Annotated in this window: 11 protein-coding genes; 7 read left to right on the plus strand and 4 right to left on the minus strand. The window is 64.2% G+C overall.

Translation table 11 applies throughout. The annotated features are described in order from the left end of the window. Nucleotides 1-30 precede the first annotated feature (30 nt). A complete protein-coding gene (locus PALO_RS09770; RefSeq protein ID WP_015583410.1) occupies nucleotides 31-909 on the minus strand; it encodes a DUF881 domain-containing protein in 879 nt (292 codons plus the stop codon). 123 nt (nucleotides 910-1032) lie between these two features. Between PALO_RS09770 and PALO_RS09775 the strand changes: the two genes are divergently transcribed. Then, the gene (locus PALO_RS09775) at nucleotides 1033-1314 is read left to right on the plus strand and encodes a cell division protein CrgA (RefSeq protein ID WP_015583411.1); all 282 of its coding nucleotides are present in this window, start codon (nucleotides 1033-1035) and stop codon (nucleotides 1312-1314) included. A gap of 92 nt (nucleotides 1315-1406) precedes the next feature. On the opposite strand, the gene lysS is transcribed toward PALO_RS09775, so the two are convergent. After that, nucleotides 1407-2939 carry a lysine--tRNA ligase gene (lysS, locus tag PALO_RS09780; protein ID WP_015583412.1) on the minus strand — a complete coding sequence of 511 codons (1533 nt, stop codon included), beginning with the start codon at nucleotides 2937-2939 and terminating at the stop codon, nucleotides 1407-1409. A 92-nt stretch (nucleotides 2940-3031) separates the two neighbouring features. Beyond that, a complete protein-coding gene (locus PALO_RS09785; RefSeq protein ID WP_015583413.1) occupies nucleotides 3032-4321 on the minus strand; it encodes an ABC transporter substrate-binding protein in 1290 nt (429 codons plus the stop codon). Nucleotides 4322-4498: 177 nt separating this feature from the next. On the opposite strand from PALO_RS09785, the gene PALO_RS09790 reads away from it, so the two are divergent. Further along, complete coding sequence (locus PALO_RS09790; protein WP_015583414.1) at nucleotides 4499-6235, plus strand: ABC transporter ATP-binding protein; 1737 nt, start codon at nucleotides 4499-4501, stop codon at nucleotides 6233-6235. Further along, nucleotides 6232-8292, plus strand: coding sequence for an ABC transporter ATP-binding protein (locus PALO_RS09795; RefSeq protein ID WP_015583415.1), 2061 nt, complete (start codon nucleotides 6232-6234; stop codon nucleotides 8290-8292). The genes PALO_RS09790 and PALO_RS09795 overlap by 4 nt, the downstream gene beginning before the upstream one ends. Nucleotides 8293-8394: 102 nt before the next feature. Here the strand turns inward: PALO_RS09795 and PALO_RS09800 are convergent, their stop codons facing one another. Beyond that, a complete protein-coding gene (locus PALO_RS09800; RefSeq protein ID WP_231097124.1) occupies nucleotides 8395-8958 on the minus strand; it encodes a YdcF family protein in 564 nt (187 codons plus the stop codon). A 132-nt stretch (nucleotides 8959-9090) separates the two neighbouring features. Between PALO_RS09800 and PALO_RS09805 the strand changes: the two genes are divergently transcribed. The 4 genes from PALO_RS09805 to cydC all read left to right on the plus strand — a co-directional run bounded on the left by PALO_RS09805 (nucleotide 9091) and on the right by cydC (nucleotide 14949). Then, nucleotides 9091-10611 carry a cytochrome ubiquinol oxidase subunit I gene (locus PALO_RS09805; protein WP_004810298.1) on the plus strand — a complete coding sequence of 507 codons (1521 nt, stop codon included), beginning with the start codon at nucleotides 9091-9093 and terminating at the stop codon, nucleotides 10609-10611. Between the two features lie 13 nt (nucleotides 10612-10624). After that, the gene (cydB, locus tag PALO_RS09810; protein WP_004810297.1) at nucleotides 10625-11698 is read left to right on the plus strand and encodes a cytochrome d ubiquinol oxidase subunit II; all 1074 of its coding nucleotides are present in this window, start codon (nucleotides 10625-10627) and stop codon (nucleotides 11696-11698) included. 75 nt (nucleotides 11699-11773) lie between these two features. After that, nucleotides 11774-13348, plus strand: coding sequence for a thiol reductant ABC exporter subunit CydD (gene cydD / locus PALO_RS09815; RefSeq protein ID WP_015583417.1), 1575 nt, complete (start codon nucleotides 11774-11776; stop codon nucleotides 13346-13348). After that, nucleotides 13345-14949 (plus strand): thiol reductant ABC exporter subunit CydC, encoded by a 1605-nt coding sequence (cydC, locus tag PALO_RS09820; protein ID WP_015583418.1) that lies wholly within the window; start codon nucleotides 13345-13347, stop codon nucleotides 14947-14949. Before cydD ends, cydC begins: the two co-directional genes overlap by 4 nt. Nucleotides 14950-15712: the final 763 nt, after the last annotated feature.

Consider the following 15712-nt stretch of genomic DNA (forward strand, 5'->3'; position numbering starts at 1 on the left):
TCATGCTCAGGTTGTGTCAGGCGCACCGACTCAGCGGGGAGTGGCGTGGCCCATGGCGACGGTGCCGGTGTAGGCCGGCACCGTGACCGTACCGACCCGCTCCACCGACCATCCGAGCTGGTAGGCACTCACGTACCCCTTGTAGATGCGCACCGCCTCGGAGGTGTCGAGAGCTTGCTCCATGGCGGCGCGGTCCCCAATCGCCTCGATGACGTAGGGCGGGGCGTAGGCGACTCCGTGCAGGACGACGGTGTTACCGACACATTTCACGGCTGTGGTGGAGGTCACTCGTTGTCCCTGGATGGTCATGGCTTCCGCTCCCCCAGCCCAGAGGGTGTTGACGACCATCTGGATGTCCTGCTGGTGGACGACGAGCATGTTGGCGTCGACGCCATCGGGATTCTCACTGAGGGGAGCGTCATCGAGGGTGACCCGCAGGGCCTTGCCGCTGACAGCCCCCAGACCCACCGAGGGCGCCAAGGCTGACGCCGAGGAGACGGTCAAGGAGGTGACGCCCGGGGTCTGATCGGCCTTGGAGAGCTCGTCAACCTGGGCTCGCAGGCTGGCTGCCTCCTTCTGCAGGGCGGCATTGTGACTGGCCTGATTACGGACGAGGGTGGCCATGTCGGTGTCGCGTTCGGGACGAAGGTCATGACCACGCGAATTGACCGCGGCCGTCGTCATCATGAATCCGGCCGTCACCATGACGAGAACCGTGGCGAATCTGGCCAACCGTGGATGACGGGAGTCCGAGCGGATGTCCTGGATGAGGGGGCCACCGACGGCGTCCTCACCCGCCTCTTCGGGCGGGTCAGCCTCGTCAGGCGCAGGGTCGGTGGCGGGAGAAGGATCGGGATGCTCAGGGGCGGAGTCGTCACGACGGACGTCCTCGGCGTCGTCGTCGCTCATCGTCCCCTCCTCGCAGCCCGACCCGTGTCGCCGGAATTGGCGATCGTCCTCTAGGCTAGCCAGGTAAGACTTGTCCCAATCACGCTCGGTGGGCGTGTCCTCGAAACCCCAGGAGTAGTCACCGTGCCCGAATCCAAGGTCAGACCGGAAGCCAAGAAGAAGGCCCAGGCCAAGAACCGGACCAAGGTCGAGGAGCGCCGGGCCGAGAAGAAGGCTGCGCCGGTTGATCGTTCCTGGGTGCCGAAGGTGTTCGTCCCCCTCTTCCTACTCGGTGTGCTGTGGCTGATCGTCTACTACATCGCAGGCAACCAGATCCCCGGCATGAAGGATCTCGGCGACTGGAACGTCCTCATCGGCATGTGCCTCATGGCCGCCGGTTTCGGCGTCGCCACCTTGTGGAAGTGAACTGGCGCAGGCAGAGCTGGAGGATGGGGCTCGCCCAATCCTGACGCAGAACAGAAAGGCCCGCCGGGACATTCCCGGCGGGCCTCACATCGTCAGTGCTCGGGCTTGAGCAGCGGGAAGAGGATCGTCTCACGGATACCGGCGTTGGTGAACAGCATCACCAGACGGTCGACGCCGAGTCCCAGACCACCCATGGGCGGGCAGCCGAACTCGAGGGCTTCGAGGAAGTCCTCGTCGAGCTGCATGGCTTCCGGGTCACCGGCCGCAGCGGCCAGGGACTGCTTGGTGAGAACCTCGCGCTGGATGACGGGGTCAACGAGCTCCGAGAACCCGGTGCCGCGCTCCATGCCGCCGATGATGAGGTCCCAGGCCTCGACCATGCGCAGATCGTCGCGGTGCGGGCGGGCCAGGGGCTGGGCGATGGCCGGGTAGTCGCAGACAAAGGTGGGGTTGATGAGTTCAGGCTCGACGAGCTCACCGAAGAGCTCCATGACGACCTTGCCGGCCTCCCAGGACGGATCGAGTTCGATCTCGTGCTCGGCAGCAATGGCCTGCAATTCCTCCAGCGGGGTGTCGAGGGTGACTTCGCGTCCCAACTTCTCCGACAGGCCCGGGTAGACGCTGACCCAGCGCCACTCCCCATCAAGGTCGATGGTGCCCTTGGGCGTCTCGATCTGGTGGATGTCGAGGGCGTCGGCCACCTCCATGATGATGTCCTTGATGACCTCGGCGATGGTGAACTGGTTACCCCAGCTCATGTAGGCCTCGAGCATGGAGAACTCGGCCGAGTGGCTGGAGTCGATGCCCTCGTTGCGGAAGACACGGCCCATCTCGTAGACACGGTCGGTGCCACCCACCATCGCGCGCTTGAGGTAGAGCTCAAGGGCGATGCGCAGGCTCATGTCGATGTCGAAGGCATTGAGGTGGGTGTTGAACGGACGAGCCGCGGCACCACCGTGGACCAGCTGCAGGATCGGGGTCTCGATCTCCAGGAAGCCACGCTCATCGAGGGCGTGACGCACTGCGCGGGTGATGATGGCGCGGGTGCGCACCATCTGACGGGACTCGTCGCGGACGACCAGGTCGGCGTAGCGACGACGCACCCGGGACTCCTCCGACAGGTCCTTGTGGAGAGTCGGCAGGGGACGCAGGGCCTTCGATGCCATCCGCCACTCCGAGGCCATGATGGACAGTTCGCCACGGCGGGAGACGACGACACGGCCACGCACCCACACGTGGTCTCCGAGGTCGACGTCGGACTTCCATGCCGCCAGGGCCTCGTCGCCGACCTCGGCCTTGGAGAGCATGACCTGCAGACGTTCACCATTGGAAGTCTCGGTGAACCCGTCCTGGAGGCTGGCGAAGCAGAGTTTGCCGGTATTGCGGACGAAGACGACACGCCCGCCGATGGTGACCTCGTCGGTGGTCTCCTCGCCGGGGGCCAGGGTCAACTCGCCGAGGTCGTCGGTGTACTTCTGACGGATCTGGGCCAGGGTGTGGTCGCGCAGCAGGTCAACCGGGTAGGCCTGGCCTCCGTCGGCGATGATCCGGGCCCGCTTGTCGAGACGAACCTGCATCTGCTCGGAGACCTCAGGGGACTGGCTGGAAACGGTGTCAGAACTCACCGGGAAATCCTATCGAAGAGGAGAAGAGGGAACGATTTGGCCAAGCCATGTTTTTCGTGCACCCCCTCGGGACACAATGATGACGGGTCAAACTACCCCTCAGCCACCTTCAACCCACCAGCGACCAAGGCACCTCTGGCCGTCGATGCCAATGCAGGCAACGTCCCAGATACCTTCGTCTTCGTCGCCCACAGCTTCGCACTGGGGCGCCAGGCTACCGCGACCTCGTCCCACACCGGCGAGATCGAGGAGTCGTCGTCAATCTTGCGCCCCAGATCAGCCAGGTCCCCGACGACGTCCTCGTTGCCGACCAACGTCTTGAAGGACGTCGGCGTCGTCATCCTCTCGGCCTTACCAGCTGGGATGAGACCACGCCCCGTCAGCAATTCGGGCTGGTCGTCGAGGGCGTCAGCAAAGTCCAATGCCTCACTCGGCGTCTTGCATCCCTTGAGGACCACCCACGACGAGCCCTGATACGACGCCACCCGTGAATCACTGCCCTCGAGCGGAGGAATGGTGGTGACCTTCCAATGGTGCCGCCCAGCCCCGACGGCAGTCTTGAGATCCGGAAGATCAGCGGGAGCGCCAATGTGTCCGACGATCTTCCCGGAGGAGAAATCGGTCTGCACCGACTCCCATCCATGGGATACGACGAGTTGCTTGGCCTCGACCATCCGCTGCAACTCGTCGGTGAGCTTGCGCACCCCGTCAGAATCGATCCCAACCCGCCAGGTCGTGTCATTCACCGGGACGAACCATGGTGATCCTGTGGTGTCGGACATCGCTGCCAGCCACCCGGTTTTCTCAACCGGCATATCTGACACCGCCTTACCCGTAGACGCCAGAATCGTGGCCGCGGCGCGGAACTCCTCCCAATTCTTGGGAGCTGACACATGGGCCTCGGACCAGGCGTCGGAATCGTAGAAGAGGACCATCGGGGAGGTGTCCATCGGAAGCCCGTATGTCCGCCCCTGGTACGCAACCCGCGACATCGAGCCGCGGTCGTACTTGTCGCGGTACTGCTCGGCGTACTGGGTGACATCCTCCAGCACCCCGTGATGGGCCAATTTCGCTACCGACGTGCTCGGCACCTGGGCCATGCAGGGAGCCTTGCCCTCCTCAACCGACGTCTCCAAGGCGTTGAGGTACGTGTCGGTCGTCGAGGAGATCGCGTGCAAATTGAGTGTCACACCAGGGTTACGACGCTGATACCCGTCACCAGCGCTCTCCAGGCTCGGCAGGTCAGATGCCATGGACATCCGGTGCCAGACCTCGACCGAATCGTCACGACTGGTCTTGGCAAGTGGGGTCGACGTCTGTGAACACGCAGCTGTGCCGACGAGAAGCACCCCCGCCATCACAAGGGCCAGCTTGCGTCTCATCGTCACCTCTCACGACACAGCGGATTCGGTGTCTCACAGCCTACCGACAAGGCCGACCCGTCTGACGACATGCGGGACAACACTGCCCATCTCCTCTAGGGTGTCGATCGTGCCGCTCGCGGCCGCCCGGCAGATCCTCTGACGCCGGTTGCACATGTCCCTGTCCGAGGAGCACTCGTGCTGACACAACTCGTGGCCCGACACCTTCGGCCCTATCGCCTGCAGGTGATCGTCATCGTCGTCGCGCAGATTTGCGCCCAGATCGCCGCGCTGACCCTCCCGACGATCAACGCTGACATCATCAACCAGGGAGTCGTCCGCGTCGACACCGGCTACGTCACCTCACACTCCCTCCTCATGCTGGCCGTCGCCCTGGGACAGACGATCTGCCAGGTCATCGCAGTGTTCCTGGCCGCCCAGGTCGCCATGGGAATGGGGCGCGACATCCGCGACGCCGTCTTCACCCGCACCCTCGACTTCTCGGCCCGTGAGGTCAACCAGTTCGGGGCTCCGTCCCTCATCACCCGCACCACGAACGACGTCCAGCAGGTGCAGATGCTGGTCTTCATGACCCTGGCCGTCCTCATCGGAGCACCCATCATGATGGTCGTCGGCGTCGTCATGGCGATCCGAGCCGAGGTCTCCCTGTCGTGGATCATCGCCGTCGCCGTCGTGCTGCTGGGCATTGGAGCGGGGCTCATCGTCTCCCGGATGGGTCCGCTGTTCAAACGCCAGCAGAAACGTATCGACGACCTCAACCGCGTCGTTCGCGAACAGATCACCGGCATCCGCGTGGTGCGAGCCTTCGCCCGGGAACGCCATGAGGCGGCCCGCTTCGACGCCACCAACTCTTCCCTGCGCGACATCCAGGTCAGTGTCGGACGAACCATGGCCGCGATGTTCCCGCTCGTCATGCTCATCATGAACCTGTCCCAGATCGCAGTGTTCTGGTTCGCGGCCCACCAGATCGACAGCGGCAAGACCGAGGTCGGCGTCCTCGCCTCCTTCACCACCTACCTCATGCAGATCCTCATCAGCGTCATGATGGCCGTACTCCTAGTCGTCATGTGGCCGCGAGCCTCGGTCTGCGCCAACCGCATCGCAGAAGTGCTGCAGACCTCGTCGTCCCTCCACATTGACCCCGAACCGGTGACGACCCTGCCCGACAACCCCACCCTGCTGGAGTTCCGCGACGTCACCTTCAGCTACCCCGGAGCTTCCGCACCGGTGCTCCACGAGATTTCCTTCGCGCTGGAGCGCGGAACGACGACGGCCATCATCGGCTCGACGGGCTCAGGCAAATCAACCTTGGTCAACCTCATCCCGCGCCTCGTCGACGTCACCGACGGGCAGGTCCTCGTCAAGGGTGTCGACGTCCGCCGTTACGGCCCCGAGATCCTGTGGAGTTGCATCGGGCTGGTGCCTCAGCGGCCCTACCTCTTCGGCGGCACGGTGGCCTCCAACCTGCGCGACGGCCGCTCCGACGCCACCGACGACGAGCTCTGGGACGCCTTGCGCATCGCTCAGTCCGACGACTTCGTCTCCCGAATGGACGGGGAGTTGGACGCCCCCATCTCCCAGGGCGGCACCAATGTCTCCGGCGGCCAGCGACAGCGACTGTCCATCGCTCGGGCCTTGGTCAAAGCCCCCGAAATCTACGTCTTCGACGACTCCTTCAGCGCCCTCGACGTCACCACTGATGCCCGGCTCCGGGCTGCGCTGGAGGCCCATCAAGGCAGTGCCGCGATGCTCATCGTCGCCCAGCGGGTCTCGACGATCCGCAATGCCGACCAGATCCTCGTCCTGGATGCCGGACGCATCGTCGGCAAGGGAACCCATGACGAGCTCATCGAGTCCTGCCCGACGTACATCGAGATCGTCGACTCCCAGCTCTCCACCGAGGAGGCGGCATGAGAGGCAAGGTCGAGAAGGCTCCCGCCCGCAACGAGCATGCCGAGCTCGCCCGAGCCTCGTCACGACGAGGCGGCGGCCGGGTCGCCGAAAAGCCCATCTCCTTCGGCCCGTCCCTCAGGCGGCTGCTCGGCCAGCTCAAGCCTCATCGCCTCGTCCTGACCACCGTCGTCATCATGGCTGTGATCTCGGTGACCTTCAACGTCATTGGCCCCAAGATCCTGGGCCGGGCCACCGACGTCATCTTCGGCGGCATCGTCGGAAAACAGTTGGGCAGACACGTCCCTCAAACGCGTGGCATGACGGCCGGCGAATTCATCGACAAGCTCGGCCAGGCCGGTCAGAGTGGCGATCGCGGGAAGATCATCACCCTGCTGCAGCAGTACCCCGATGTCATCATCGGTTCCGGCATCGATTTCCACCGGCTCGGCGTCATCATGGCCTGGGCCCTGGGCCTGTACGCCTGCGCCGCCCTGCTGATGTTCCTGCAGGGATTCCTGCTCAACACCGCGATCCAACGATCCATGTACGACCTGCGTCGTCAGGTCAGTGCCAAGCTGGAGAGACTGCCGCTGTCCTACTTCGACGGTCAGCCCCACGGCGAGCTCATGAGCCGGATGACCAACGACATCGACAACGTCTCGCAGACCTTGCTGCAGACCCTCCAACAACTCCTCAACGCCTTGCTGACCGTCATCGGCGTGTTGATCATGATGTTCTGGATCTCCCCGTTGCTGGCGGTGATCTCCCTGGTCATCATCCCGGTTGCCGGAGTCATCGCGGGAGCCATCGGCAAGAAGGCGCAGGGGCAGTTCGCCCAGATGTGGAAGGCCACCGGAGAACTCAACTCCCACGTGGAAGAGGCGTATTCGGGCCACGCTCTGGTCAAGACATTAGGCCGCACCCAAGCCGTTGCCCAGGAATTCCACGAACGCAACGAGGAGCTTCGTCGAGCCACCGCCAAGGCCCAATTCATCTCCGGACTCATCCAGCCGGCGATGTTCCTGCTCGGCAACGCCAACTACGCCGTCATCGTGCTCATCGGCTGTCTGCGGGTGGCCAACGGCCAGATGCCACTGGGCAATGTGCAGGCCTTCATTCAATACTCCCGAATGTTCACCCAACCGATCACCCAGATCGCCTCCATGGCGAATCTGTTGCAGTCAGGAGTGGCCTCGGCAGAGCGCGTCTTCCAGGTCCTCGACGCCGACGAGATGTCCACAGAGGCCGACGACAGTCTCCCTGCCACCAAGGGACGTGTCGTCTTCGACCACGTGCGCTTCTCCTACAGCCCTGACAAACCTCTCATCACCGACCTCTCATTGGTCGCCGAGCCGGGCCAGACGGTGGCGATAGTCGGGCCCACCGGTGCTGGCAAGACGACGCTGGTCAACCTGCTAATGCGGTTCTACGAGATCGACGGCGGGGTCATCACCCTCGACGGCTTCGACATCTCCACGGTCCCCCGCACCGAACTGCGCTCTCGCCTGGGAATGGTGTTGCAGGACACCTGGCTGTTCAGCGGGACGATCCACGACAACATTGCCTACGGCCGCCCGGAGGCGTCCGAGGAGGAGATCCTCGACGCCGCCCGGGCCGCTCACGTCGACCACTTCGTCAACACCCTGCCTGACGGTTACCAGACCGTCATCGACGAGGACGGATCCAACGTCTCCGTCGGCCAGAAGCAGCTCATCACCATCGCTCGGGCCTTCCTCTCCGCCCCGGACCTGCTCATCCTCGACGAGGCCACCAGCTCGGTGGACACTCGAACCGAGATGCTCGTCCAGGAAGCCATGGCCAACCTGCGCAAGGGACGTACCAGCTTCGTCATCGCCCACCGGCTCTCGACCATCCGTGACGCGGATCTCATCCTCGTCATGGAACACGGCGACATCGTCGAGCAGGGGACGCACACCGAGCTCCTCGAGCGGCGCGGCCACTACCACGACCTCTACCAGTCGCAGTTCAACGCGGCGGACGCCGACGGGGCGACGACGGCCGGTCCCACGTGGCGCCCTGGCCGCCGACGCGACCGGGGCGGGTGGAACCGAGGATGATGCCGATGCGTGGGGTCGCCGACATGGGATCCTCCGATCGGGAAGCCTGACTGATTGACGCTTCAATCGTCATCATGGGCAGGCTCTTCCGCGGCGACCGGTTCACGGACAGCTCTGCACCTGCCCCACGACCCATCCAGCCGCCTGGTAGGCGACCCCCCGAAGATTGACGTGCCGAGAAGCCCGGTCCGTCGCCTCGACGACGGTGACGGGGATCGCCGCACACCTGTCCATCCACATGCGCGTGCGTGTGACGTGCGGGGGATCGGTGAGCACCACGGCGTCGGACCAGTGGTGCCGCGCCGCCAGGTCACGCAGGGTTGCCACCTCACCCCGAGTGGTGTACGGGTCGGGCACCAGACAGATGACCTTCCAATGGGGGGACGGGTCGCAGAAATCCTTGCGGTACTCCTCGCCGGTCCTCGGGTCGACGCTGATGGTCACGACGAGTGTCGAAGCCCCCGTGCGGCGCATGAGGTCACGGGCCTGAGCCATGTGGAAGTCCGCCGGTCCGATGGCGTAGACGACGTCAGTCCTCCTCGGGACCGGCTCGAGGCGTGGCCGAAGAACCCCGATCGCCAGCGGCACCTCGGCGACGACGAGCAGGACGAGCACCCCGACGACGACACACCACCACCGACGACACGATCGACTCACGCTACCCATTTTCACCCATCGGGCAAATCGCCGACCAGTACCGCCGTGACGACGGACGTTGGTACAGGATTTTTCATCCGTTTTGGCGCAACGCGACCCCGAGCGCCAAAACCGGGGCCGCCGAATAGTAGGGTGCGCGCCATGGATGCCCAACTGATCGCCCGATGGCAATTCGGGATCACGACGGTCTACCACTTCTTCTTCGTCCCTATCACGATCGCGCTGTCGATGCTCGTGGCAGTGATGCAGACGGTGTGGTTCAAGACCCGCAACGACCGTTATCTTCGCCTGACCAAGTTCTACGGCAAGCTCTTCCTCATCAACTTCGCCCTCGGCGTCGTCACCGGAATCGTGCAGGAGTTCCAGTTCGGTATGAACTGGTCGGAGTACTCGCGATTCGTCGGCGACATCTTCGGCGCCCCGCTGGCCCTCGAGGCCCTCCTCGCCTTCTTCATGGAGTCGACCTTCATCGGCCTGTGGATCTTCGGGTGGGACAAGCTTCCCAAGGGAGTCCACCTGGCCTGCATCTACCTGACCGCCCTTGGCACCATGGTTTCCGCGGTGTTCATCCTCGCGGCCAACTCGTGGATGCAGAACCCCGTGGGGGCCACGTACAACCCCGCCACCCATCGCGCCGAGTTGACCGATTTTGGTGCCGTTCTCACCAACCCGGTCTTCAAGGCAACCTTCCTTCACCAGATTTCCGCGTCCTACATGGTCGCAGGAGCCCTCATCGCCGCAATCGCCTTCTGGCACCTGGCAAAGGTCGCCAAGGGTCGAGCCACCTCTCAGATTTCTGACGCCGAGGAGGCCGAGACCGTGCGCACCTGGCGTTGGGCCTCGAAGTTCGGCGCCTGGATCCTCATCGTCGCCTGCGTCGGCATCGTGCTGAGCGGTGACTACCAGGGCAAGGTCATGACCGACGCCCAGCCCATGAAGATGGCCGCTGCCGAGGGCGCCTACAAGACGACCTCGGACTTTTCGGTGCTGACCATCGGCAACCAGGACGGCTCCGAAGAGGTGTGGGCCATCAAGATCCCCGGCATGCTCGGCTTCCTCGGCAACGGCAAGTGGGGTTCAGAGATCAAGGGCATCAACGAGCTCAAGAACTACCAGGTTCATGAGTACACCTACCACCGCAAGGACGGCACACAGACCTCTCTGCAGTCCTCCTACCAGGATGCGCTGCGCCAGAAGATCGACGCCAACGGCATCAAGTTGGAGCCGAACATCCCGGTTTCCTACTGGACCTTCCGCATCATGATCACCCTCGGCATGATCGGCGGCCTCGTCGGCCTCATCATGCTCATCGCGATGCGCGGTGACCGCAACCCGAAGCCGCACGGCTGGCTGACCTTCTTCATGATCTGCCTGCCGCTGTTGCCGCTGTTCGGCAACTCCTTCGGCTGGATCTTCTCCGAGATGGGACGGCAGCCCTGGATCGTCGCGGGTGTGCTGCCCACCACGGCGGCTGTCTCACCCGGTGTCTCCGCCGGCAGCGTGCTCTTCTCGACCATCGTCTACACGGCGGTGTACGGCATTTTGGCCGTTGTCGAGGTGAGTCTGTTCTGGAAGACCCTCAAGAAGGGCCTGCCTGAACTGCCAGAACGTCGTCAACCTGCTGTCGAGGGCGAGGACACTCCGCTGTCCTTCGCATACTGAGGAGGTCACCGACATGCTTCCTGTGCTTGAAACTGCTGCTCATTCGCCCCTGACGATCGTCTGGTTCATCCTGATCACCGTCCTGTGGGTTGGATTCTTCTTCCTCGAAGGCTTCGACTTCGGTGTCGCCATGCTGCTTCCCTTCATGGGACGTGATGACAAGGACCGTCGCCTCATGGTCAACACCATCGGCCCGACCTGGGACGGCAACGAGGTGTGGCTGCTCACCGCTGGTGGTGCCACCTTCGCGGCCTTCCCCGGCTGGTACGCGACGATGTTCTCCGGCCTCTACCTGCCGCTGCTGCTAGTGCTGCTCGGCCTCATCATTCGTGGTGTCTCCTTCGAGTACCGCTCGAAGCACCCGTCCTCGAAGTGGCGCAACACCTTTGACTGGATGGCCACCATCGGATCCTTCCTGCCCACCTTGGTACTCGGCGTCGGCTTCGCGAACTTCGTCCGCGGCCTGGCCGTCGGCCCGCACCCGACTCCTGACGGTGGCGTCGCCCCGCTGGTGACGACCTCCTTCTGGGGCCTGTTCACCCCGTTCGCCCTCATCGGCGGCATCCTGTTCGTGGTGCTTTTCTGCGCCCACGGGGCCAACTTCGTCGCCCTCAAGACGCTGGGTGACATGCATGACCGGGCTCGCAAGACTTCGGCCAAGCTGGGTTGGATCGCGACCGCCGTTGCTCTGGTGTGGGCCCTGATGTTCAACATCATGTACGTCACCAATGACGGACGCCAGGTGTTGACCTGGATCCTCTGCCTGCTCGTCGTCGTGCTGCTGGCTGCTGGTTCGGCCGTCGTCGCCAAGGGACGCGAAGGCCTGGCCTTCCTGTGCACCGGCCTGGGTATCGCCCTCATGATCGTTGCCTCCATGGTCGCCATGTACGGCAATCTCGGCTACCGCCCGTCGGGAATCCCCTTCGACATGTGGATCGCCTCGTCGACGCCGTACACCCTGAAGATCATGACGATCAGCGCCTGCATCTTCGTGCCGATCGTGTTGGCCTACCAGATCTGGAGCTACTGGGTGTTCCGCAAGCGCCTCACCCGTGAGGCCATTCCGGACACTGCGGTGGCCGCCTGATCCGTGGCAGCTCCGCTCGACCCGCGCCTGGTTCGCCGGGCGCGGGCCACTCTTCCCTTCCTCGCAGGTCTGTGCATGGTGGGCGTGGCTACGGCCGTGCTCATCCTCGCACAGGCCTGGTTATTGTCCCGGGGCATCTCCTCGGTCTTCACCACCCACCGTCTCGACGGCGTGGCTGATTGGTGCGGACTGCTCGCCGCGGTGTTCTGTGGCCGCGCTGGTCTGGCGTGGCTGCAGGAGTTCCTGGCCCATCGCGCCTCGGCGTCGGTGAAGTCCCAGTTGCGACGCGACATCCTGAGCGCCAGGTTGTCGCGTCCCGCCGATGCGACGACGCCGTCGGGAACCCTCATCAATCTGGTGACGACGGGTCTTGACGCCCTGGACGGGTACTACTCGAAGTATCTACCTCAGCTCGTGCTGGCCGTCATCGTTCCGGTGGTGTTGGCCACCGCGATCGGCTTTCAGGACATCAAGAGCCTGATCATCGTCGTCGTGACGATCCCCCTCATCCCCCTCTTCATGGCCCTCATCGGTTGGCGCACTGAGGCGGCCGTGGCGAAACGGTTCAAGGTCGCCACCCGACTCGCCAACCACTTCGCCGACCTGGTCGCCGGCCTGCCCACCCTGCAGGTCTTCGGACGGGCTCGCGCCCAGCTCGAGGGCCTGCGCCGCACCGAGTCGGCCAACCGCGACGAGACGATGCGCACCCTGCGCATCAGCTTCCTGTCCTCCTTCGCCCTCGAGTTGCTGGCAACCCTGTCGGTGGCCTTGGTGGCCGTCACCGTCGGTTTTCGGGTGGCCGCCGGTGGCATGGATCTGCGCACGTCCCTCTTCATCCTCATCCTCGCCCCCGAGGTTTTCCTCCCGGTGCGGCAGGTGGGCGCCCTCTTCCACGACGCCGCCGACGGCATGGCCGCTGCCGAGGTGTCCTTCGGTCTCATCGAATCGGGACGACCAATGGGTTCCGGCGGCGACGTCGACATGCCCTCACCGAGGGACGTTCCGGTGGTCATCAGTGGGTTGACTCACACCTACGAGGGCGCCGATCGCCCAGCGCCGGATGGGTTGTCCCTGCGGATTGATCCAGGGAACCTCGTCGCCCTGGCCGGACACTCCGGTGGTGGCAAGACGACCGCCCTGTCATGCCTGTTGGGATTCATCGACCCCGATTCCGGGTCGATCCTCGTCGGTGACCACGAACTCGTCGGGGCTGACGAGTCCGTCTGGCAGGCGTGGCGTCGTCAGTTGGCCTATGTGCCCCAAGCTCCCGCGATGATGGCAGGGACGGTGGCGCAGAATGTACAGCTGGGATACCCAGAAGCCCCCGACGCCGTGCTTCGTAATGCTCTGGATCGTTGTGGTGCCGTGTCCATCCCGCTGGACAAGCGGGTTGACGACGACGCCGAGGGTCTATCGGCCGGCGAGCGACGTCGCGTCGCCCTGGCACGTGCCCTGGTCAGAGTCGAACAGGCCGGGGCCGGTTTGCTGGTCCTCGACGAGCCAACCGCAGGTCTCGATGCCACCACCGAGGCCACGGTCCTTGACGCGGTGCGAGCCTCGGGAGCGTCAGTGCTCGTCGTGACCCATCGACGCAACGTCATCGAGGCGGCTGACACGGTCGTCGAGCTCTCGGCGGAGGTGGACGCATGAACACGCGAACCACCCAACTACTCACGACTCTCCTCAAGGACGTCCCGCTCGGCCGTTGGTTGCTCGTGCTCTCCACCGTGCTCGCCGCTTGCGCATCGGGCGCATCGGTGGCCCTCATGGGTGTCTCGGCATGGTTGCTGTCACGGGCCGCGGAGATGCCGCCAGTGCTGTATCTGGAGGCCGCGGCTGTCGGGGTGCGATTCTTCGGTATCTCCCGAGGAGTGTTCCGCTACGCCGAACGTCTCATCGGCCATGACCTGGCCCTACGGATGCAGGGGGCGCTACGGATGCGGGTCTACGACCGGCTGTCGCGCACCACCCTGCTGGGACGTCGCCGGGGTGACCTGCTAGTGCGGGTTACTGCCGACGTCGACGCGGTGTTGGACATGGTCGTGCGGGTGATCGTTCCGGCGTGCGCGTCAAGCCTCGTCATCATCGGGACGACGGTCCTGCTGGCCCGGTTCTCATTGGCTTCGGCGGCGGTCCTACTGCTGTCGGCCCTACTGGCTGCCGTCGTCATGCCGGCAATCACCAAGCGGATCTCGAAGGCGGCCGACTCCTCCTTGGTGCCGCTGCGTGGTCAGTTGGCCGACCGCACTCGCGAGCTGGCCCACTGCGCTCCTGACCTCGTTGCCTATGGGGCTCAGGACGCCATCCTGGCCGACGTGCTGGAGGTCGACTCCCGGCTGCGAGCGGCAGAGCGCAAGGCAGCCTGGGGACGCGGGCTCGGCACGGCCGGACAGATCCTGGCAGCCGGTCTGGCCGTCGTCTCCGCTCTGTGGATCGGTGGCAATGCGGTTGCCGACGGGCGTATCGGTGGGCGAATCCTGGCTGTGCTGGTCCTGACCCCGCTGGCCCTCCACGAGGTGTTCGGTGCCTTCACCGGGGCTGCCCAGACCCACACCCGGGCCAAGGCAGCACTACTGCGGGTCGTCGAAGTGTTGGACGCCCCGCAAGTCGGGACAGGAGACTCCCCCACCGCCGGGGCATCTGAGGAGGAGCCCTCCCTCGTCATCGACGGATTGACGGTCGGGTGGCCGGGTGGCCACCCCGTGCTGTCCGATGTGAATCTGACGGTTGCTACCGGGGAATCGGTGGCCGTCGTCGGGCGGTCGGGTATCGGCAAGACGACCCTCGCCGCAACCATCATGGGACTCATCCCGCCGCTGGCCGGTTCCGTGACGACGACCGGACGGGTGCGATACCTGGCCCAGAACGCTCATGTCTTCGCGACCTCGATCAGCGAGAACGTGCGCATCGGGTGCAGGGACGCCACCGAGTCGGAGGTCGTCACGGCCTTGGGCCGAGCCGGATTGACCATCCCGCCGGAAAGGGTCGTGGCCGAAGACGGCGGAACCTTGTCCGGTGGCGAGGCACAAAGGCTCGCCTTGGCTAGGGTGCTCGTCAACCACGACACATCCGAAGACCCTTCGGCCCATGATGTCCTCATCCTCGACGAACCGAGTGAGCACCTCGACGTCGAGACGGCCACCGCCATCATGGATGACCTGTGGGCCTCGACCCCCCATGCCGCCAAGCTCGTCATCACCCACGACCCGCTCGTGATGGCCCGATGTGACCGGGTGTGGGACGTGGGCTAACTTACGCAGCAAACTCGCCGGGGACCGCCAACGTCGGACACACCGGGAGCATCTCCCCGGAACCTGCAACTTGCATTGGCGTCTCGACCTACCCACACCGTAGGTTCCTAGAACGCAGCAGATGCCCTTGCCCACTAGGCTCGCTGGCCATTAACCCTCGCTTAAGTCAGTGCAAGCACGGGTTTCCGACGCCCCAATGCGTCCTCCCCGGTCTCCCGAGGCAAACCTTTCCCGGCCCCAACGACGGGAGTCACTCAACCTCACGAACCAGCTGCAGTGGCGACCTTCAGCATTAAATGAGACTAATCTGAAATCTACACGGTCGTTACTTAATTGTGACACCCTCTACGTTATGATTTCGGCTGTGTCGTCCATACGGCCCTCTCTTCAGATCCCCTTCGTCTATCTCACTACTGTCTGCCTCCTCGCAACAGCCGCACCTGCCTCTGCACATTCCACAACCTCCCTCAGTGCAGACGACAGTGCAGCACTCACCCGCAGTGCAGCCGCCTCCGCCAGTGTCGCACCAACAACATACCGAGAGTTCGTTAGTGATAGTCCTACGACTGCATCAACAGCTCAGGACACCGAACGTACTGAAGTTCGTGCCTCTAACAGCGGTAATTCAATTACTCACTTCTCAAACAATGAGTCTTTCTCAGTTTCCCTACCCGGGTCCTCCAGCACCGTCACGAGGAGCAGCGATAGCACAGTCGCAACTCTCGGCGACGGTGCCAGATCGGATAACTTTACACTAGCTATC

Source organism: Cutibacterium avidum 44067 (genome assembly GCF_000367205.1).
Taxonomy (GTDB): domain Bacteria; phylum Actinomycetota; class Actinomycetes; order Propionibacteriales; family Propionibacteriaceae; genus Cutibacterium; species Cutibacterium avidum.